This is a genomic window from Rhodanobacter sp. C03 (assembly GCF_002001175.1).
Lineage (GTDB): Bacteria > Pseudomonadota > Gammaproteobacteria > Xanthomonadales > Rhodanobacteraceae > Rhodanobacter.
The window spans coordinates 846,645-866,483 of the sequence record NZ_MUNT01000001.1 but is presented as its reverse complement, the minus strand read 5'-3'; the positions used below and the strand labels follow the sequence as shown (position 1 = coordinate 866,483).

At 64.0% G+C, this 19,839-nt stretch carries 10 protein-coding genes and 2 pseudogenes; 5 read left to right on the top strand and 7 right to left on the bottom strand.

Features of this window, described 5'->3' with window-relative positions; all coding sequences use genetic code 11:
• Positions 1–130 precede the first annotated feature (130 nt).
• A complete protein-coding gene (locus tag B0E48_RS03660; protein ID WP_139350136.1) occupies positions 131–418 on the top strand; it encodes a hypothetical protein in 288 nt (95 codons plus the stop codon).
• Between the two features lie 320 nt (positions 419–738).
• Positions 739–2,928 (top strand): Six-hairpin glycosidase-like protein, encoded by a 2,190-nt coding sequence (locus tag B0E48_RS03655; RefSeq protein WP_077516051.1) that lies wholly within the window; start codon positions 739–741, stop codon positions 2,926–2,928.
• Between the two features lie 63 nt (positions 2,929–2,991).
• Here the strand turns inward: B0E48_RS03655 and B0E48_RS03650 are convergent, their stop codons facing one another.
• From B0E48_RS03650 to B0E48_RS03635, 4 genes are all read right to left on the bottom strand, one after another.
• Entirely contained in the window at positions 2,992–4,587 is a 1,596-nt protein-coding gene (locus B0E48_RS03650) for a tryptophan halogenase family protein (RefSeq protein WP_077516049.1), read from the bottom strand.
• A 229-nt stretch (positions 4,588–4,816) separates the two neighbouring features.
• On the bottom strand, positions 4,817–7,249 hold the full coding sequence (locus tag B0E48_RS03645) for a TonB-dependent receptor (protein WP_077516046.1): 2,433 nt from the start codon (positions 7,247–7,249) through the stop codon (positions 4,817–4,819).
• A 423-nt stretch (positions 7,250–7,672) separates the two neighbouring features.
• The gene (locus B0E48_RS03640; protein ID WP_254423834.1) at positions 7,673–10,165 is read right to left on the bottom strand and encodes a glycoside hydrolase family 3 protein; all 2,493 of its coding nucleotides are present in this window, start codon (positions 10,163–10,165) and stop codon (positions 7,673–7,675) included.
• 194 nt (positions 10,166–10,359) lie between these two features.
• Entirely contained in the window at positions 10,360–11,373 is a 1,014-nt protein-coding gene (locus B0E48_RS03635) for a LacI family DNA-binding transcriptional regulator (RefSeq protein ID WP_077516043.1), read from the bottom strand.
• A 372-nt stretch (positions 11,374–11,745) separates the two neighbouring features.
• Here B0E48_RS03635 and B0E48_RS03630 point away from each other — a divergent pair, with 372 nt between their 5' ends.
• The 3 genes from B0E48_RS03630 (at position 11,746) to B0E48_RS03620 (ending at position 15,787) form a co-directional block, all read left to right on the top strand.
• Complete coding sequence (locus B0E48_RS03630; protein WP_077516042.1) at positions 11,746–13,209, top strand: MFS transporter; 1,464 nt, start codon at positions 11,746–11,748, stop codon at positions 13,207–13,209.
• Between the two features lie 36 nt (positions 13,210–13,245).
• On the top strand, positions 13,246–14,934 hold the full coding sequence (locus B0E48_RS03625; RefSeq protein WP_077516041.1) for an alpha-amylase family glycosyl hydrolase: 1,689 nt from the start codon (positions 13,246–13,248) through the stop codon (positions 14,932–14,934).
• 334 nt (positions 14,935–15,268) lie between these two features.
• Positions 15,269–15,787, top strand: a complete 519-nt coding sequence (locus B0E48_RS03620; protein WP_217317800.1) for a hypothetical protein — start codon at positions 15,269–15,271, stop codon at positions 15,785–15,787.
• Positions 15,788–15,866: 79 nt separating this feature from the next.
• Here B0E48_RS03620 and B0E48_RS03615 read toward each other — a convergent pair.
• From B0E48_RS03615 to B0E48_RS03605, 3 genes and pseudogenes are all read right to left on the bottom strand, one after another.
• Positions 15,867–16,648: pseudogene (locus B0E48_RS03615) on the bottom strand (SDR family oxidoreductase).
• 46 nt (positions 16,649–16,694) lie between these two features.
• Positions 16,695–17,711, bottom strand: a pseudogene (locus B0E48_RS17990) (urea transporter).
• 132 nt (positions 17,712–17,843) lie between these two features.
• Positions 17,844–19,763 (bottom strand): hypothetical protein, encoded by a 1,920-nt coding sequence (locus B0E48_RS03605; RefSeq protein WP_168170280.1) that lies wholly within the window; start codon positions 19,761–19,763, stop codon positions 17,844–17,846.
• Positions 19,764–19,839 lie beyond the last annotated feature (76 nt).

The following is a 19,839-nucleotide window of genomic DNA, read 5'->3' as shown; positions in this document are numbered from 1 at the left end:
AACGTCAAGCTGCCGCGGGCCTATACTCGGACGCCAGGCGCGACACACACGAAACCAACGACAAGAAGCGAACATGAAACGATATATGGCCTGCGTCATCAGCATGACCTTGCTGTCAGGGTGCTCAAGCGTGGCGAAGTTGCGCGATTCGACACCGACCGCTGTCTATATCGGAAGCAACAGTGCGGAGGATGTCGCGTCGTGCGTGTCCAGCGCCTGGTCAACCAAGCCGCTGCACATGACCACCGCCCAGATGATTGGCGGCATCAGCATCCAGCTTCAGCAGAATGCGGATGGTCCGATTGTCGCGCTGGTGGATATCAAGCCGGTCGGGGCAAACACGACCGCAAAGTACTACTCGCAGCTGCCCTACGACGACACCTGGTACTTCGAGCAAGTCAAGCACTGCATGATGTAGTCAAGCCAGGTAGCCGATCGCCGCCGCCCGGATCAGGGCCTGCCGCAGCGCAGGCTGTTCCGGCCTCCGAGTTCTCGCGAGCATGATCGGCACCTCGGGACTCATTGCGGCATCCCCTGCTTTCACACCCGCATGAATACGTATGCAACCGCTGGTTGCTGCACTGCGACACTGTCTACCATGCATAGTCCACGCTGATCGATCCTGGCGTCGATGCTGCGCCTGCAACATGCGGGGCATATCGCGCCATGACATAACAGCTGCAGGAGGGGCGTGCCGATGAAGCATCTGATCCATACCGGGATACCTGCGGTGCAAGCATGCTGAACATGCTGCTGGCCGCGGCGATGGCGGCAGGCGCGAACGCGCCGACGTGGCAGGAGGGGCTGGACTGGCACGGCGTGCACGTGAGCATGAGTCGCGATGCACAGGATGCCTACACGCTGGCATGGCCGTACGGGCAGCGCGTGATCCCGGTACAGCCGCTGCACGTGGATACCGCCAGCCCGCTGTTCGACGGCTTGTTCGCGATGGCGCAGGACGATCTGCAGCAGGATTCGGTGACGGCGATCCGCGATGGCGCGTTCGATCACGGCCAGCCGATTCCCTGCGTGTGTTTCGAGACCGGCCTGAAGTGGCCGTATGTGTGGACACGCGATCTGTCGTATTCGGTCGACCTCGGCCTGTGGCGCTTCGATGCTGCACGCTCACGCAATGGCCTGCGCTTCAAGCTGTCCGATGTGCGCGTGCCGTCTGCGCCGGAGGGCCTGTATGTAATGCAGGACACCGGCTCGGGCGGCAGCTGGCCGATCAGCACCGACCGCGTGGTGTGGTTCCTCGGCGCGCAACACCTGCTCGGCGACAAGGCGTTCGCCGAGAACGTCTACCATGCGCTGGGCAACACGCTGACGCAGGATCGGCAGTACGCATTCGACGCCGGGTTCGGCCTGTATCGCGGTGAGACCTCGTTCCTCGACTGGCGCGAGCAGACCTATCCGGCTTGGACAGCGAACGACGTCGTTGCCATCGGGCAATCATTCGCGCTGTCCACCAACGTGCTGCACTACCAGGCACTGCAGCTGGCTGCCACGCTGGCCAATGCGCACCACGATGCGAAGGCTGCCAGCACTTACCGCGCGCAGGCCGCCGCACTGAAGTCCGCGATCAACGCGCACTTCTGGCGCGCTGACCGTGGCCTCTACATGAGCTACCTCGGCGGCGACGGCACGCCTTACGACACTTACGACCTGCTCGGCATCGCGCTGGCGATCACCAGTGGCGTGGCCGATGGCGAGCGTGCGCGGCAGACGCTGGCGAACTATCCGACCTGGCCAGCCGGCAGCCCGGTGATCTGGCCCGAGCGTGCCGACCAGCCGATCTACCACAACCGCGCGATCTGGCCGTTCGTCAGCGCCTATGCGCTGCGCGCCGCACGCGTGGTGAACTCGCCGTCACGCATCGCACATGAGATCGAGTCGGTGATGCGTGGCGCCGCGTTGTACGGCTCCAATATGGAGAACTACGAGCTGTTGACCCAAGGCCAGCACGTCGACGAGGGCAAGCTCAGCGGCCCGGTGGTCAACTCGCCGCGGCAGGTGTGGTCGGTGGCCGCCTACTTCGCGGTGGTGACCGAAGGCGTGTTCGGTCTCACCGAAGACGGTCGCGTCGAACCCAAACTGCCCACCTCGCTGGTGCCAATGCTGTTCGGCCAACGTACGTCGATCACGCTGAACTTGCCGGACCGGGACATCACGTTGCAGCTTCCCGCGCACCACGACGGCAACTTGCTGGTCGCCGACCGCACCGACACGCACGGTAAAAACACGGTCGTGACGCTCAAGGCGATCCAGGTACAGGACACGCCGCTGCGCATCGATGCACCGTTGTATGCACCATCTGCTCCGCCCGCGCCCGTGCTGACCGCCACTGCCGGTGGCTGGCACGTGCAGGTCGACGGCAAGGTGATGCTCTATCTCAACGGCCAGCGCCACGGCAGCATCGACGGCAACGACCAGCTCGCACGTCAGCCGGGAGTGATCTGCGTCAGCGCCACGCGCATCGATGCACAAGGCCTCGAATCGCTGCACAGCCCCGACACCTGCGTGGGCGATGTCATGAAAGTCGCTGGCAACTGGCCGCGCACGTGGACGGCACCGACCACCGGCAACTATCGCGTTTCACTCGACTACGCCAACGAACATGGCCCGATCAACACCGGCGTCACCGCCGCAGTGAAGATGCTGCTGATCCGCTGCGATGGCAGCGACGAGCAGCTCCTGCCGATCGTGATGCCACACAGCATCGGCGTGCAGGGCTCGACCTGGGGCCGCTTCGCCGCGAAAGCCGGCGCCCGCTGCCAGTTCGCCCTCGATGACGGTTTCAACATGAGCTATCTCGCCCACTTCGCGCATTACACCGGCGGTGTCGGCGGTAGCGACGGCCCGTTGAACAGCGCAAGCATCGGCGATCTGCTGATTGCGCCACTGGGCGGCAGGGTCGCCACGCCATGAAAAGCTGATCCTGCCCCAACCCCTCCCTTCAACGCGAGGAGCCCGACAGGGACAATCTGCAGTTCAACCACTGGCGGATGCAGCCATATCCGCATCTGGCCGGATGCGCTGCATATGTTCGCGGCACAGCTGTTCGACCAGCGCACGATGATCCGGCAGATCGTCGAGTGCGCGAGCGGCCGCCTGGCGGATCATCGCGAATTCCCGGCGCGCCGCTTCCATGTGCGGATAGGCACTGCGCATTGACTCGAGGTCGGTCTGGAACTCCATGCCGTACAGCACGTACTGCCAGCTGGCGGTCATGAACATTTCCAGGTCGCCGACGAAATCCAGCCGATGCGGCGGCCGCAGCTTCCACTTAGCGAGCTTTTCCTGCAGGGTTTGCGGGATGCTGGCGGCGTCGCAGTTGTCGATCCAGAACGGCGAGTCGCGCCGCTGGCTCAGGCAGTAGTGCATCTTGATGAAGTCGATGATGCGGTCGTAGCGTGCAACCATCATCTCGTTGAAATGACGTGCGGCGCTTTCCATGTTGTCGGTGTCACCTGGCAACAGATGAGTAAGCAGATACGTAGCCAGTTCGATCAACGCGATTCCGGTCGATTCCAGCGGCTCCACGAAGCCGCCCGCGAGGCCGACCGCAACGCAGTTCTTGCGCCAATGCTCGGGCCGGTAACCGGTTTCGAACTTGATGTGCATGGCCGTCAGCCCTTCGCCGGCCGCACCCAGGTAACGGCGAAACACTTCCTCCGCACGTTCCGCATCCGTGTGGCGCGAGGAATACACGTAGCCGACACCGCGGCGCTTCTGCAAACCGATGTCCCAGATCCAGCCGGCTTCCTGCGCAGTGGAAATGGTGTAAGGCGGGATCGGCGCATCCGGCTTCGCATAAAGTACCTGCATCGCCACGGCGCGATCGGCGAACAGGACGTCCCGGCGGCTGTGAAACGGCGACTGCATGATGCCGCCGATCAAGGCGCTGCGCAGGCCGGTGCAATCCACGTAGAGGTCTGCGGTCAGCTCACCCAGTTCCTTGGTCACCACACATGCGATGGCGCCCTGTTCGTCCAGCACGGCGCGTTCGACTGTCGCGACGTGCCGCTTCACACCCAGCGTTTCCTGACCGTGTTCGGCCAGCACCTTGGCAAAGCAGGCAGCATCGAAATGGAACGCATGATTCATCGGCCCCTGATAATCGGGATCGGTCGGGCGCCTCGGGCCGCGTCCGTGATCGACCAGGGTGCTCTGCATGGTCACTGCATCGGCGAACGACACACCCGCGGGAGCGGCTCCCAGCAGCCAGTACGGCAATAGCTCGGGGCCGCCGGGTCGCTGACTCGGTTGGCTGAAGGGATGAAAGAAATGGTCGCTGCCGGGCGTGCCTGGCGACCTGACCCAATGGCGATAGTGGATACCTTGCTTGTAGGTTGCCGTAGCCTCCACCAGGAAACGTCGCTCATCCAGTCCGATCGCCGCCAACGTGCCGCGGATCGAAGGGAACGTGGCCTCGCCCACCCCGAGCAGGCCGATATGGTCCGACTCGACCAGATGCACCTGGACACTGTCCGGATGAACCGCATTCATGGCTTTCGCCAGGTAACACGCAGCCAGCCAGCCGGCCGTACCGCCACCCACCACAAGCACTTTCTTCAATCGCGGCATGTCTTGTTCCTTGCGCAGGCGGTGCAGACGTCACCGCTGGTTTGACACCCGGTAAAGGCACGGTCGGTTTTCACCGCAACAACCTGCTCTCGTCGCGCCCTCGAAAGAAAGGCCGGACCCCCACGAGGGTCCGGCCAAAGTGCCATTCAGGGGAGGATTGAAGACATCCTCGTCGTGATGCCTTCAGAACGGCAACAGTGTTGCGTCACTAGCCGCGCGGACTCGATCATCAGAACCAGAAACCCAACTGGACACCGTAGGTACGCGGCGGCAGGTATTGGGAGATGTACAGCAGGTTGCCATTGACCATGCTGCTGCCTGCGCTGGTCTTGATGCGGTCGTTGGAGACGTTCTGCACATACAGGTTGACGTACCAGCGATCGCCCGGCTCGCTGTAACGCAGCGACAAGTCCTCACGCACATACGCCTTCTGCTTGTCAGGAGCACCCAGGTTGAACCAGCTGAGCCATTGCGCACTCTGGTACTGGGCACTCAAGCGCGGCGTCAGACGGGCGCCATTTCCCAGATGGAAGTCATGCTCGTAGATGCCGGTCAGCGAGACGTTCGGTGCGTGCGGCAGATCGTTGCCGGTGACATTCAAGCAGTTGCCCACGCCCAGCGGTGCAGTCGGCGGGCAGGCCGGGAAACCGGCGTAATCGTTGCTGCCGGCATAAAGCAGCGTGCCGAGTTTCTTCTTGGGAATGGCCGAGAAAATCAGGTTGGCGCGGTCATCCTGTTGCTGGAAAGCCAGCTCTGACTCGAAGCCGATCACTTCGGTATTGCCCTGCACATTGGAGAAGCCCAGACCATGCGCGCCATTGGCATAGGTGATCGGCGCGGACAGCTGGAAATTCTTGAAGTCTTCGTAGTAGGCGGCGCTGTTCCAGGTCAGATGTCCGTTGAAGAACGCGAACTTCGTGCCGACTTCGTAGTTGGTAAGCGACTCGGGCTTGTACAGCGCACCACCGTCCTGAGTGCCGCCGGACTTGTAGCCGGTGGAGACGCTGGCATAGGCCAGGCCATGCTCGCCGATGTCGGTGTCTACACGAGTCAGCCAGGTGATCTTGCTCTTGCTGTACGTGGCGGTGTTGTACTGACCTGCACTAAAGCCCGTCGCCGGGCCCGGCAGGACACCTGGCGAAATCGGCATCTGTGGCACGGTCGGATCGTAGTCCCAGTCCCAGTTGATGCCGCCGTCGTTGGCCTTGTCGTCATGCGACCAGCGTGCGCCGGCGGTCAGACGCCAATGATCGGACATATGCCAGGTGGCCTGACCAAACACCGCCTTGGACTCCACCGTTTCCTTCGGCTGGATGAACGAACCCTGCCAGCTGACCGTACCTTGCTGGGTACCGTTCATGATCGGAATGTCGAAGCGGATGTTGTTGTCTTCGTACTCGTAGTAGGCGCCGACGATCCAGTCGACTGCCTGCTGCCCCTTCGACTTCAGGTCGATTTCGCTGCTGTAGCCCTCGTAGTTCGAATAGTTGGTGCGGTCTTCCTGGTGCACACCGCCGGTGGTGAAGCTGGTGGGTACGGCCACGCCGACATCCTGGTCGAAATCGCTCTTGCCGGAATAGCGGTTATAGCCGGCGATATAACTGAGCTCCATGCCGTCGTTGATTTCCCAGTCCATCCGGCTACGCACGGTCTTGGAGGTTCGATCCAGGTATGGTGCGGTGTCGATCAACGCCGACCAGAAATCCTGGCCCGGGCGGGGCTGCTGCATCAGGCTCAGGCTGGGTGTGCCTCGATCAATGAAATACTCGTAAGACAGGTTCCACTTGAACGAGTCGCTGGGTTGCCACAGTGCGCTCACGCGGGCGGCGGACTGATCCTGCGAGTTGTACTTCTTGCCGCTCTGGATGAACTGGTTGAGGTTGATCGGCTGGAAATTTGCCGCAGTGCCACCCGACGCGAGGTAGGTCGCCTGCTGCTGCGCCACCGACGGGATCTCGCTGGCCGGGTTCTGGTAGTTGACGTAGCCATCGTGCTGCTCGTGCACCACGGCCACACGCATCGCGAAGGTGCTGCTGACAGGCAGGTTGATCGCGGCACGCGTACCCATCTGGCTGTAGCTGCCCGCCTCTATCTGCCCATTGCCATAGAAGCCGCCGGTGATGTCGGGCTTGGCGGTCTGGAAGCTGATGGCGCCAGCGGTGGAGTTGCGGCCCCACAGTGTGCCCTGCGGGCCGCGCAGCGCTTCGACCCCGTCCATGTCCAGCAGCAGGCCCGAGGCAGCCTCGGCGCGAGGTGCATACACGCCGTCAACGAAGGTCGCGACTTCCGGATCGGCATACTCGGTCTTGGCGCTGTCGTTGCCGATACCACGCATGGTCAGCGTCACCACGTCATGATCACCCTCTGACGTACCCTGCAGACCCGGCACCAGCTTGGTCAGATCCTGCACGGTCATCACGCGCTCCTTGTCCAGCGTGTCCGCGGTGATCGCCGTGACTGCCACTGGCGTTTTCTGCAGCGGCGTTTCGCGCTTGGTCGCGGTAACCGAGATGGCATCCAGATCCTTGACTTTCTTGTCAGCGGCGTTCGGATTCTGGGATGGCGGGTTTGGCGCCGACGCGTCCTGACCTGCCGCAAGCAGCGTGCCCGGAGCGAGCACGAGTGCCATGGCGACATACAACAACTTGTGATGCAGATTCATCTGGCTCTCCCTCTAAATCGTTCGGATGATTGTTGACCGCCACGAACACCGGCCAAGACAAAGATTTCCCCGCTCCCCACGCCACGCCGTTGATCCTGAAATGACAGCGCTGTCATTGTTCGATCATAGAGCGCCTTTGCGATGAATGCTTGTCGCACAGCAACAAGCCATCAAGGCATTTACAAGCTCATGCTTTACGGCTCCTCCCGCCGCTTGCCCGGCCTTCCAACCACTTGTTATTGATGCAACGCAAATGGACGTCTTGGCGTCCAATCCTGCGAAGACGGCGTCCGCCTGTCGAACCGCGCTCGCTGCGGGCGGAGTCGCCCATCCCGAAGTCATGCCAGCACAACGATCCAGCCGACCTCGCGATACCCGCGATGGACACCGGCAGCATCGCCACTGCGAGCGACGGCTCGGCATTCATGGCTTGTCCCCATGGGTCGGGCACGTCAGCGTCCGGTCCGCCACCGTGCCGAGCGATACATCGGTGATGGCGACCTGCTCACCGGAATGACTGGACCATTCGAATGGCCGGTCCAGTCTGCTCATGTCGGCACCGGCATCGCGAAAGCATTTCAGCGGGAGGCCCAGGCGCAACCACTGCCCGTGCGGCAACACGGCGAGCTGTCGGCCGACCGGCACCTGGCCACCGCAGCCGGTGCCGCAACCGACACCGATCGAAGTTTCCTCGGGCGACAGCGCATCGACCCGCAACGTGGTCACCAGCAACACATCGCCATTGGTTTCACGTTCCACGTCCAGCGGCGCAGGTGCCACCAGCGCGACATCTGCCGCACCGGTGCCGGACCAGCTCAGGCTGCGCGCGTCTTCCTGCGCCTTGTAGTCGAGGGCGCCAATGCGCAGGCTGCCGTCGGGCGTGGCCGCAGGGGTGGCAGCGACATTCATGGCTGCGCCGTTCGCGCCGGTCAGGCTCAGCGTGAAACCCTGCGCCGGCTTGCCATGGGTGAAGTAGACGCCAGCCCGGGCAGCACTCAGCTCGATCCCGGCATCCTCGGACAACGGGCCGGTGTTGTCGCGATCGGCATAGGTCAGGCCGAAGCCGTAGGGGAACTGCGGATGCTCGCCTCGCGCAACTGCGGCGACGGGAATCTGTACCGCGCTGCGCGGCCACGCATAGGCCAGCTTGCCGTGGAAGTCGTGCGCGATGCGGCCGTCGCGGGTGCGCAACAGCACGTCGGCAATGCCCTCGCCTTCGCTGCCCGGCAGCCACGCCACCACGAAGGCATCGGCGGCGTTGATCTCGCGATTCATCCACAGCGGTCGCCCGGTCAGAAACACCGCCACCACCGGCACGTCCTGCCCATGCAGGCGACGCAACAGGTCGAGGTCGTGGTCGTTGCCCGGACGGTAGGCCAGGTTCGGCAGATCACCCTGGAATTCGGCGTAGGGGTCCTCGCCGAACACCACGATGGCGACGTCGGGCTTCTGCTTGTAATCGCCATCCACCGACAACTCGGCGCTGCCGCCAGCCGCCTGCACCTGCGCGTGGAGACCAGCCCAGATCGAGGTGGCCCCGGGGAAATTCGCATTGGTCAGGCCGGTGCCCTGCCAGGTCAGCGTCCAGCCGCCGTTCTGCTTGGAGATATTGTCGGCGCCGTCGCCGGCGACCAGGATGTGCTTGCGCGGATCGATCGGCAGCACGCCATGGTTGTTCTTCAGCAGCACCAGCGACTCGCGTACCGCCCGGCGTGCCAGTGCGCGATGCGCGGGACTGCCGATCACCTGCGCCGACCGGGCCACCAGCGGGTTGGCCGATGGCGGACCGGCCTCGAACATGCCCAGGCGCAGCTTCACCCGCAGGATGCGAGTCACCGCATCGTCAACGCGACTCATCGGGATCACCCCAGCCTTCACCTCGGCCAGCGTGTTCTTGTACAGGCCTTTCCAGGAATCAGGCGCCTCCAGCATGTCCAGCCCGGCGTTGTATGCCACCGGGCAATCCTCGTTGGTGCAGCCGGGTACTTGGCCATGCGCATTCCAGTCGCCCAGCACGATGCCGTCGAAGCCCATGCGTCCCTTCAGCACGTCGGTGATCAGCGCCTTGTTGCCGGCCATCTTGACCCCGTTCCAACTGGAGAACGAGACCATCACCACCTGCACGCCGGCCTTGATCGCAGGCGGATAACCGGCCGCGTGCACGTCGCGCAGCACTGCCTCGCTGACCTCGGCGTCGCCCTGGTCCTTGCCGTCGCGGGTGCCGCCATCGCCGACGAAGTGCTTGGCGGTGGCGATCACGTGTTCAGCATCCAGAAACTGCGGCGTGCCCGGCTTGCCTTCCAGCCCTTCGACCACGGCGGATGCGTACTGCGCCACCAGCGCCGGATTCTGAGAATAACCTTCGTAGGAACGGCCCCAACGCACGTCTTGCGGCACCGTGAGCGTGGGCGCGAAAGTCCAGTTGATGCCGCTGGCGCGCAGTTCCTGCGCGGTGGCCTCGCCGATCTCGCGGATCAGCTGCGGATCGCGCGTGGCGCCCAGCGCGGAGTTCTGCGGAAACAGCGTGCTGCCGACCAGGTTGTTGTGGCCATGTACGGCGTCGATGCCGAACAGCACCGGGATCGCCAGGCGGCCGCCCGAGGTGTCCATCGAGGCGTGGTAGAACGCATCGGACAGCTGCTGCCACTGCACCGCCGTTGCGGTCTGTTGCCCGTTCGGCTTGGAGTTGCCACCGGCCAGGATCGAGCCCAGGCGGTATTTGCGCACATCGTCCGGGGTCACGTACTTGATGTCGGCCTGGATCATCTGGCCGACCTTGTCAGCCACCGACATCGTCGCCAGCAGCGCCTGCACTCGCGACTCGAGCACAGGATCAGGCGTTAGCGGCGAGCTGCCTTTCGGCCACAGTTCGGGGTGGACAGTGGCCGCGTCGCCGGCCATGGCGGGAACGGTCATGAGCAGCACGCCAGCGAGTGACAAGACCATGGAGAGGCGTCGCAGCAACGGGCTCGATGGGGGCGACAGTGGCACGGCAAGACTCCAGGCTGGCGCACCGGCGATGCGCGTCTGAGTCGCAGGGTGGCATAAATGACAGCGCTGTCAATTTGCTTTGCAACATGAGCGCCAAACCAGGCGGCGGAGCGCCGGCCTCAGGGTACGGCGGCAGTGGAACCGCGGATCTGCAAGACGAAGGGCACCTGCACCAGCTGGCCAGCGCCGTGACCGCGCAATGCGCCGAGCAATTGCTCGGCCGCGATCTTGCCCATCTCGCGACTCGGTTGCTGGATGGTGGTGAGCGCCGGCCACAGCTGGCGCGACAGCGGCGTATCGTCGAAGCCACAGACCGACAGATCGTGTGGCACCTTCAAGCCGTACTCGCCGGCTGCCCACATCACTCCAGTGGCCATGTCATCGTTGGCGGCGAACACCGCCGTCGGCCGTTTGGCCAGCGCAAACAACTTCCGCGCTGCCTCCACGCCGGAGCCAAAGGTGAAGGCGCCCTGCACCACCAGAGCCGGATCCTCCGGCAGGCCCGCGGCGGCCATCGCCTCGCGATAGCCAGCCAGACGCCAGCGGCTGGCACCGTGGTCGGCGATGCCGATCACGTGGGCAATCCGCCGATGCCCCAGTTCCAGCAGATGTTCCACGATCGCCCGTGCCGCCCGCTGCTCGTCCATCGTCACACCGATGGTTTTGCCACGCCGCTGCGGCGACACGCTGGCATACGGTACGTTGGACTCGCGCAGGCGTTTCAGCAGCGGCGCGTAGTCGGTAATCGGTGGCGTCAGCACGACGCCATCAGGGTGGTGGTCGGAAATCAGCGCATCGAAGCGGCGGATGAAATCATCACCGCGCATGCGTAACGGACGCACCATCATGCTGTAGCGATGCGCGTCGCAGGCCTCGAGTACACCATCCTGGATCTCGGCCAGATAGGTCGAGGCCGGGTTGTCGTTGTTGTCGTACAACATCGCCACCAGGAACGAGCGATTGCCCGCCAGACTGCGCGCCGATGGATGCGGGCGATAGTCCATCGCCTCCATGGCAGCGCGCACGCGCTGACGCGTGGCATCGGTCACGTTGGCCTCGTCATTGAGTACGCGCGATACCGTCTTGGGCGATACGCTCGCTGCGCGCGCCACATCTTCGAGGCGTACCCGCATGGATTCTCCGCTGTCGTCACACTGTCGATCGACTATGCCGCCAGAGCCCTCCGCTTTACAAGGAAGATCGGCGTTGCGGCCGGATTGCCGCTACGCGGCGTGCCGGCATGGCCATGAATACGTATGCAGGCGCTGGTTGCTGCACTGCGAAGCTGCCTACCATGCAGGGCTGTCACCCGGCAGCGAGGTGCGCCGATGCTGCGCCCGCAGCATGCGGGATGCGCCACGCCATGACATAACTGCTGCCTGAGGGGGAGGTGCCAATGATCCAGATCAACCACAGCTCAGCACCCACGGTGCACGCGTGCTGAGCATGCCGCCAGCGAACGCGGGTGTGTCGCGCGACATCACCTGCAACAAGGGTAGCCACCGATGACGCCGAAACCCGCACTGTCGTTCTGGCAGATCTGGAACATGTGCTTCGGCTTTCTCGGCCTCCAGTTCGGCTTTGCGCTGCAGAACGCAAACGTCAGCCGGATCTTCCAGACGCTGGGCGCGAACGTGAACGACATCCCGGCGCTATGGATAGCCGCGCCACTGACCGGGCTGATCGTGCAACCGATCATCGGTCACTACTCCGACCGCACCTGGAACCGCCTGGGCCGGCGCCGGCCGTACTTCCTGGTCGGCGCGGTGTTCGCCTCACTGGCGCTGCTGTGGATGCCGAATGCGCCGATGCTGTGGGTGGCCGCCGGCCTGCTGTGGATCCTGGATGCGTCGATCAACGTGTCGATGGAGCCGTTCCGCGCCTTCGTCGGCGATCAACTGCCCACGCAACAGAGGCCAGCCGGTTATGCGATGCAGAGTTTCTTCATCGGTGCCGGCGCGGTGATCGCCTCCATGTTGCCGTGGATCCTGGCGCAGTTCGGTGTGGCCAACGTAGCACCGGATGGAGGCATTCCCGATACGGTGAAGTACGCGTTCTACGCCGGCGGCGCGGTGCTGCTTGGCGCGGTGCTCTGGACCATCCTGACCACGCGCGAATACCCGCCTGCGCAACTGCAAGCGTTCACCGACAACGTGGCGGATGAGCCGGAGGTGGATGCAACGCGCGCCTGGCGACCGGGCCTGCTGCTATTGCTTATCGGTATCGCAGTGCTGTTCGCGATCAGACATTTCGCACTGGAGAAAGAGGTCTACCTGCTGGCCGGCGGCCTGATCGTGTTCGGCCTGCTGTTCGCATGGCTGAGCCGCACCCGCAGCCACGGCATGCTGCGCGAAGTGATGGGCGACCTCTACGGCATGCCCACCTCGATGCGGCAGCTGGCCTGGGTGCAGCTGTTCTCCTGGTTCGCACTGTTCGCGATGTGGATCTACACCACCTCGGGCGTGACGCAGACGATCTACGCCACCACCGATACCGGCTCGTCCGCCTACAACGAGGGCGCCAACTGGGTCGGCGTGCTGTTCGCCGCGTACAACGGGTTTGCAGCACTTGCCGCGGTGGTTATCCCGCTGATGGTACGCAGATGGGGCCTGCGCATCAGCCACGTGGTGAACCTGTGCCTTGGGGGTGCCGGCCTGCTGTCGTTCCTGGTCATCCGTGATCCGCATTGGCTGCTCGCCTCGATGGTCGGCGTCGGCTTTGCATGGGCCTCAATCCTGTCACTGCCTTATGCGCTGCTGTCGGACAACCTGCCCACGGCGAAGATGGGCGTCTACATGGGCATCTTCAATTTCTTCATCGTGATCCCGCAACTGCTCGCCGCCAGCGTGCTCGGCCTGCTGCTGCGACTGTGCTTCCACAACCAGCCGATCTGGGCACTCGGCCTGGGTGGCGCCAGCCTGCTTATCGCCGGCCTGTGCACGCTGCGCGTGCCCGACCCCGAGGCCTGACCAGAACGCCCGTATCCCGCTCCACGGAAACGAACCATGCCCAAGCTGCGCCTGCTTCCTGCCCTCGTCGTCACCCTCGCCTGCAGCCTCGCGCACGCGGCGACGCCGACCAAGGCACCCGAGTTCGTCGGCACCGATGCACCCTTCGCATCCAACGCGATCTACTTCGTGATGACCGACCGCTTCGTCAACGGCGATCCGTCCAACGACCAGCGTCACCAGGGCGGCGCGCATCCCACCTTCGACATTCCGGTGCCGGGCGCGCCCAAGGGCCAGAGCGCGAACATCGGCTACCTCGGCGGCGACTTCAAGGGCGTGCTGGACAACGCCGGCTACATCCGCGGCATGGGCTTCGGCGCGGTGTGGATCACCCCGATCGTGCAGAACCCGGACGAGGCGTTCACCGGCGGCGACCCGGTGAGCTGGGGCTCGAAGTTCACCGATCGCGGCAAGACCGGTTTCCACGGTTACTGGGGCGTCAACTTCTACAAGCTCGACCCGCACCTGCCGAGCAAGGGACTCGACTTCGCCCAGTTCACCACGGCGATGCATGCGCAAGGCCTGAAGGTGGTGCAGGACATCGTCGCCAATCACGGCTCGCCCGCCTTCAGCATGCCGAAGGCGCAGCCGATGTTCGGCCAGATCTACGACAAGAGCGGCAAGCTGATCGCCGACGAACAGAACCTGCGGCCGGACCAGCTTGACCCCGTGCGCAATCCGCTGCATCGCTTCTATCACGCGTACGAAGATCTGGCCCAGCTGTCCAACAACGACGACGAGAATCCGGAGGTGCTGGACTACTTCGTCGGTGCCTATCTGCAATGGGCGGGCGAAGGCGCCGACGCGTTCCGCATCGACACCATCAGCCACATGCCCACCGCGTTCTGGAAACAGTTCGCCGCGCGCATCCGCGCGAAGCATCCGGGCTTCTTCATGTTCGGCGAGGCGTTCGACTACAGCCCCGACAATATCGGCCAGTACACCTGGGCGAAGAACGGCGGCATCAGCGTGCTCGACTTCCCGCTGCGCGAACGTGTCGCCGACGTATTCGAACACCCCGGCAGCGACTACGCGCACCTGCTCGATCGCCTCTACCTCACCAACGGCCCCTACGCGAACCCGTACGACCTGGTCACGTTCTACGACAACCACGACATGGCGCGACTCAACGCCAGCGACAACGGCTTCATCGACGCCAACAACTGGCTGTTCACCGCGCGCGGCATCCCGGCGATCTACTACGGCTCGGAAACCGGCTTCGAGCGCGGCAAGGCCGAGCATGAAGGCAACCGCAACTACTACGGTCAGCCACGCATCGACGCCGCGTCGAACAGCCCGATCTACCAACACCTCAAGCGCATCGCGCAACTGCGCGAAAAAACCCCGGCACTGCAACGCGGCCTGATGCTGCCGCTGCATTTCGCCGGCGACCAGGCCGCGTTCTATCGCGTGTACCAGAAAGGTGACGTGCATCAGATCGCGCTGGTGCTGCTCAACAAGGGCGACCAACCGGCCGATTTCACCATTAGCGATGACTTGCAGCCGGGCCGCTGGAAAGCCGCCTTTGGCGAAAGCGCGATCGACGTGCCCAACGGTGGCAGTCTGCATGCCAGCGTTGGCGCACATGACGTGCAGGTCTATTTGCTCGATGCAGTCACCACCCGTAGCGATCTTGTTGCCGAGCTGACACGGCTGATGCAGGAACGCGGGCATCCGGCCAACTAAATCACCGGGCTCTTGGCACTTAGACTACGGAATGTTCAAGACATAAGGCGTTAGATAGCCAATGCCGAATTTCGTCCCAAACGGCTACTGCATTTACTGCCCAAATCCTAGCGACTCGGATGAGCATGTCATCCCCTATGGGCTTAACGGCAACTATGTCCTTAAATCCGCCAGCTGCTCTGAGTGCCGCGACATCACCAGCAAATTTGAACTGGCATTGCTTCGCGGATCTCTAGCCCAGTTACGAGTTGGGCACCAGTTCCCAACAAGGCGTCCACAAGAGCGGCCAAAATCATTTCCCTTATTGGTCACAAAGGCAGGGCATGAGTCTAAGGTGGACGCCTCGCCGGATGCCCACCCCCTGGTGCTGAGCCTGCCTCTTTTCCCGAAACCTAAGCTTCTGTTCGGAGACGCAAGTGACCCGCAGCTAAGACCAACCCGGGTTGTGGCTTTTAACTTGAACTCCATAGATGCCGTTGTATCAGCACATAACGCAGATACAGTTGCTATTGTTCAGAAGCTTCAGTACGTCGAACTGGCAAGACTCCTTGCAAAAGCGGCATATGGCTTCTTGGTTGGCGAGCTTGGAAGAGATCGAGTTAGGGGTAGCTATTTGTTGCCCATAATATTCGGAGACATGAGTTCAGCAGGCCTTTACATTGGCTCCTGCGACAAGATGGCTATCGCAGACGAAGACGATCCGGCTCTTAGCTACCAGTCATGGCGTTTGCCACCCAACCTAGGTGGCGGCGAGATCGCGGTAGTCATCATGCGGCTACTGCCGCATATGAAGGAAAATCCGGCGTACATTGTTCTATGTGACTTGCATGAAAAGCACAGTGACACTGCCTAACAGCTCATTCAAGCCGACGCTACGCGCGGTTTAACTCCGGCGCTTTCTCAACCTCTAGCTGAGCCCATCAAACCACCGATCACACCACCCCACCATCCACGCGCACCGCCGCACCGGTAGTCGCCGAGGCCTGCTCCGAGGCGAGATACACCACGAGATTGGCGACTTCCTCGACGGTAGCGAGCCGCTTGATCAGCGACGACGGGCGATGGGTGGCGATGAAGTCACGTTCGACCTGCTCCAGCGGCACACCTTGCTCCGCCGCGATCTTGCCGAAGAAGTCGCCGACGCCTTCCGAGCGCGTCGGCCCCGGCAGGATCGCATTGACAGTGACGCCCGTACCGGCCAGCGACTCGGCGAGGCCACGCGACACGGCGAGCTGGGCGGTCTTGGTGGTGCCGTAGTGAACCATCTCGGCGGGGATCTGCACGCCCGACTCGCTGGAGATGAACTGCACGCGGCCCCAGTCGCGCTGCGCCATGCCCTGCGCGTAATGCCGTGCGAGGCGCACGCCGCTCATCACATTGACCTCGAAGAAGCGCAGCCAGTCCTCGTCGGGAATGTCGAAGAACCCCTTCGCTCGAAGATGCCGAGGCTGTTGACCAGGATGTCGGTCTGCGGCACCTGCGCGATCAAGTGCTCGGCGCCTTCGCGCGTACCGAGGTCGCCGGCCACGCCACTGAGGCGTGCACCGCTGACGCTCCTGACGATGCTGGCGATAGCTTCGTCCACGCGTGCCGGCGTGCGCCCGGTGATGACGACGTGCGCACCTGCCGCCGCGAGGCCGCTGGCGATCGCCAGGCCGATGCCGGCGGTAGAGCCGGTGACGATCGCGTGGCGCTGACTCAGGTCGATATGCATGGGATTCTCCCGATCAAGGCAAGGACGCGGCGCAAGGCCTGATTCGTCAGTTATGCCGCAGCCGTGGAAATAGCGGGCTGGCGAGCACGAAGAACCACACCACCAGCACGAACGGAAACGTCAGGGCCGGCATCCCGATCGGCTCCAGTGCAGCCGACATGGCGGCGAACACCACGGTCGTGGTGATCGCCGCGAGCAGCGCATAGGCGATCGAAACTCTATCCAGCACGAAGAACACCGCGCCCAGCGCGATTGCCGCCAGCACGGCATTGAAGCCGAGCGCACCGGAGCGAATCGCCGGCTCGGCCGCGCCCATACCCCAGGCGACCAGCAGCCCCGTCAGCGAGCCCAGCAGGGCCATGACGCAGGCCACCCGCGAACTGACCAGCAGCGCTAGCGCGAAGATCACGCCGGTGATCACATTGCCCTAGAAGAACACCTGCGCCACACCGTTGAACAGACCCTCCAGCACCGTCGACACGCTCACGACGCCCTCGACGGCCGCCGCCTGCGGCAATCCAGCCGTCGGCAGCACATGTGTCGAATGCAGTCGGCCGAACCGCGCGCACGCCAGCAGGAAACCCAGCGCGGTGAACACGAACGGCGCCGTGAGCACGGGCATCTTCCAGACGCTCAGCAGGTTGAGCATCGCGGCCATCAGTACCGTCGTGCATGCGGCAGCAAGCACCACATAACTCCAGGTCAACCCGTCCGGCTGCAGGAAATACAGCAGTGCAATGGCGACCAATGCACCATTGAAGCCGAACATGCCGGCACGCAGCAGCGAACGGTCGACCGCAAGCAGCATCGCCGTCGCCGTACTCACCACCACACCGACCAGCACCGCCAGCCCGAAGATCATCGAGTTGTAGAAGATCCCCAGCAAGAACAGCAGACCGGCATAGCTGTTGTTCTGCAACATCACCTGGCCGATGCCACGAAGCACTGCATCGATGAATCCCAGCAGCTGCCGGCTCGGGCTGTCGCCGTCGACGACAAGCCCGCTCGCGGTGAGCTTCACCGGGATGACTATTGCTGTGCTGTGGCTATCCACGGGTTCCATGCGGCGCCTTTCCTGTCGGTGTTGCAGTCAGCAAGACGAGTGCAGCAAGCCTGCTGTGCAGACGGCAGGCCACGCATCGTTTCATGCAGCAGCTCGCTGGGCAAACGGCACGCTATGTACCCGCAACCACGCTCAATGGAACTGATCGCTCGCCGGCACCCATGTACTGGACGACGGGGTTGCCGGATGCGCCAGCTTGACCGGCAAGGTGATTGCTTCGCAGCCGGGCGGCGGCGGGCCGCCGGCAACGCGTGCTTCGGCGCATTGCACGCTGTTGTCGAGTTTGATCGGTGTTGCCGCCGCCGTGCTGGCCGATGCTGCAGGGGTGGGTGCTGCAACCGGATTGGCCGGAGCCAGGTGCAGTCGGTCGTAGACCTTCGCCGCCACCGGCTTCGGCGGTGGATCCGGATTGTCGCAACCGAACAAGGCCATCGGCAGCAGCGGCACCACTTTGCATTCGACGCGCACGCCGCGTGGCAGGTGGAAGGTATGCGCCACGGTGGTTTTTTCCACCGCATGACGCAGCACCGTGTCGACCGAGCTCTCGCCTTCGGGCGTCCAGTCACTGTCGAAGCGGGTCGGTTTGTAGCCGATGTTCGGCGTGCCATGACCCATGATTTCGGTGTCGCCGTGCGGTTTCAGCTGCACGTAACCGTTGGGCTCACCCTGCTTCGCTCCCTCGGCGGCGCCAGGCTGGTTGCCGCCGAGCTGACCGGGACCCTGCTGCTTGCCAGCAACACCCTTGCTGCTGCCCTGCCCGGGCTTCGGTTGCAGGCCATTGGCCTGATTGCCTGCACTTTCCGGCGCCGCCGCCACGCCGTTGGGCACACCTGGCGTGGCGGTATCGCTGCCAGATGGGCTGGCGTTCGGCGCGGTGCTGACATCACGCTCCGCACTGGTCTCATCCGGACTAGCGGTAGCCGCTGGCTTTGCGCTCGCGGTGGATGCTGACGCCGCGGCCGACTTGTTCGTCGGCGCTGGTTGGGCAGCTGCCGTGACGACGGGTGCAGGCGGCGCGGTGAGTTGCGGTCGTTCGATGGACGGCTGGATGGCCGACGCGATCGCCTTGTCCGCCGGCTCGATCTTCACCACCGGCACCTGCGGCCGCACTTGCGCCGGTGCCGCTGGCGCCAGCGGCACCGCTTCCAGTTCGGCTTCGGCAACCTCGATCTTCGGCGCCTGCAACTGCGGCTGCTCGTGCGGCGCGCTGGGACTGGGCACGCTCAGGCTGGTTTGCAGGTTCACCGTGGGCGCGGGCTGCGCGGGCAGCGGGATCGGTTGCAGCTCAGGCACCGGTGGGGCCGCGGGAACCTCGGCACGTTCTGGCGTCACGCTGGGCGGCGCGCTGGACTTGGGCACCACTGTGGTCAACGCGATGCTGGATACGGTGATCGGTGGCGACGCCGGCGTGGGCAGCTCCGGCAACGCCAGCGACGCGGGTGGCGGCAGCGGGCGAGTGCCTTCGAGTTGCGGCCGGCGCACGGACTCGGGCTGGAACTTCGGTGGCACCGGCGGTTGCAGCGACGGCGTGGGCAGGTTCACCGCCGGCGGCTCGGCGGCCAGCGGCACCGGTTGCAACTGTGGCGTCGGCGCCGGCTGCGGCAGGCTCACCGGCGGCGTGGGCGCGGCCACGGGTTTCGCTGCCAGCGCGCTGGATTTCACTGCCTGCGCGACCACCGGCGGCGCGGGCGACGGCTTGGGCGGTGGCGCAACCGTCATCTGCATGCTCGCCCCGGGCTGGCTGGTGACTATGGGTCGACTGGCACGACCCTGATGGCGCGGCCCCAGTTCCTTCGGCGGCGTGCCCAGCACCGGTGGCGGTGGCGGCGGTTCGGGTGCCTCGATCAGACGCACCTGCAGGAACTGCTGCTTCGATTCCGGTGGCGGCTTCACCTCATAGGCCGGACCGAGCACGAAGGCGAACAGGCAAATCAGGTGCACCAGCAACGCGCCCAGCGCCGCGACCACGTGCAGGCCGCGTTCGCGCGGACGCTCGCGGGTGCGCGAACTAAATACGAACAATGGAGCAGTCGCCGCCTGCGGCAGGTTCATGACGAACCATTCCGGCTCACTGGATGAACGGTCGCCAGGTCGATCGGAAGGTGTACGGGGCATGCCGCCAGTGTAA

What these genes read in the sequence shown, in the direction of transcription:
- B0E48_RS03655 (WP_077516051.1), top strand. Translation starts at nt 739, where the DNA reads ATGCTGAACATGCTGCTGGCCGCGGCGATGGCGGCAGGCGCGAACGCG.
- B0E48_RS03650 (WP_077516049.1), bottom strand. Translation starts at nt 4,587, where the DNA reads ATGCCGCGATTGAAGAAAGTGCTTGTGGTGGGTGGCGGTACGGCCGGC.
- B0E48_RS03645 (WP_077516046.1), bottom strand. Translation starts at nt 7,249, where the DNA reads ATGAATCTGCATCACAAGTTGTTGTATGTCGCCATGGCACTCGTGCTC.
- B0E48_RS03640 (WP_254423834.1), bottom strand. Translation starts at nt 10,165, where the DNA reads ATGACCGTTCCCGCCATGGCCGGCGACGCGGCCACTGTCCACCCCGAA.
- B0E48_RS03635 (WP_077516043.1), bottom strand. Translation starts at nt 11,373, where the DNA reads ATGCGGGTACGCCTCGAAGATGTGGCGCGCGCAGCGAGCGTATCGCCC.
- B0E48_RS03630 (WP_077516042.1), top strand. Translation starts at nt 11,746, where the DNA reads ATGACGCCGAAACCCGCACTGTCGTTCTGGCAGATCTGGAACATGTGC.
- B0E48_RS03625 (WP_077516041.1), top strand. Translation starts at nt 13,246, where the DNA reads ATGCCCAAGCTGCGCCTGCTTCCTGCCCTCGTCGTCACCCTCGCCTGC.
- B0E48_RS03605 (WP_168170280.1), bottom strand. Translation starts at nt 19,763, where the DNA reads ATGAACCTGCCGCAGGCGGCGACTGCTCCATTGTTCGTATTTAGTTCG.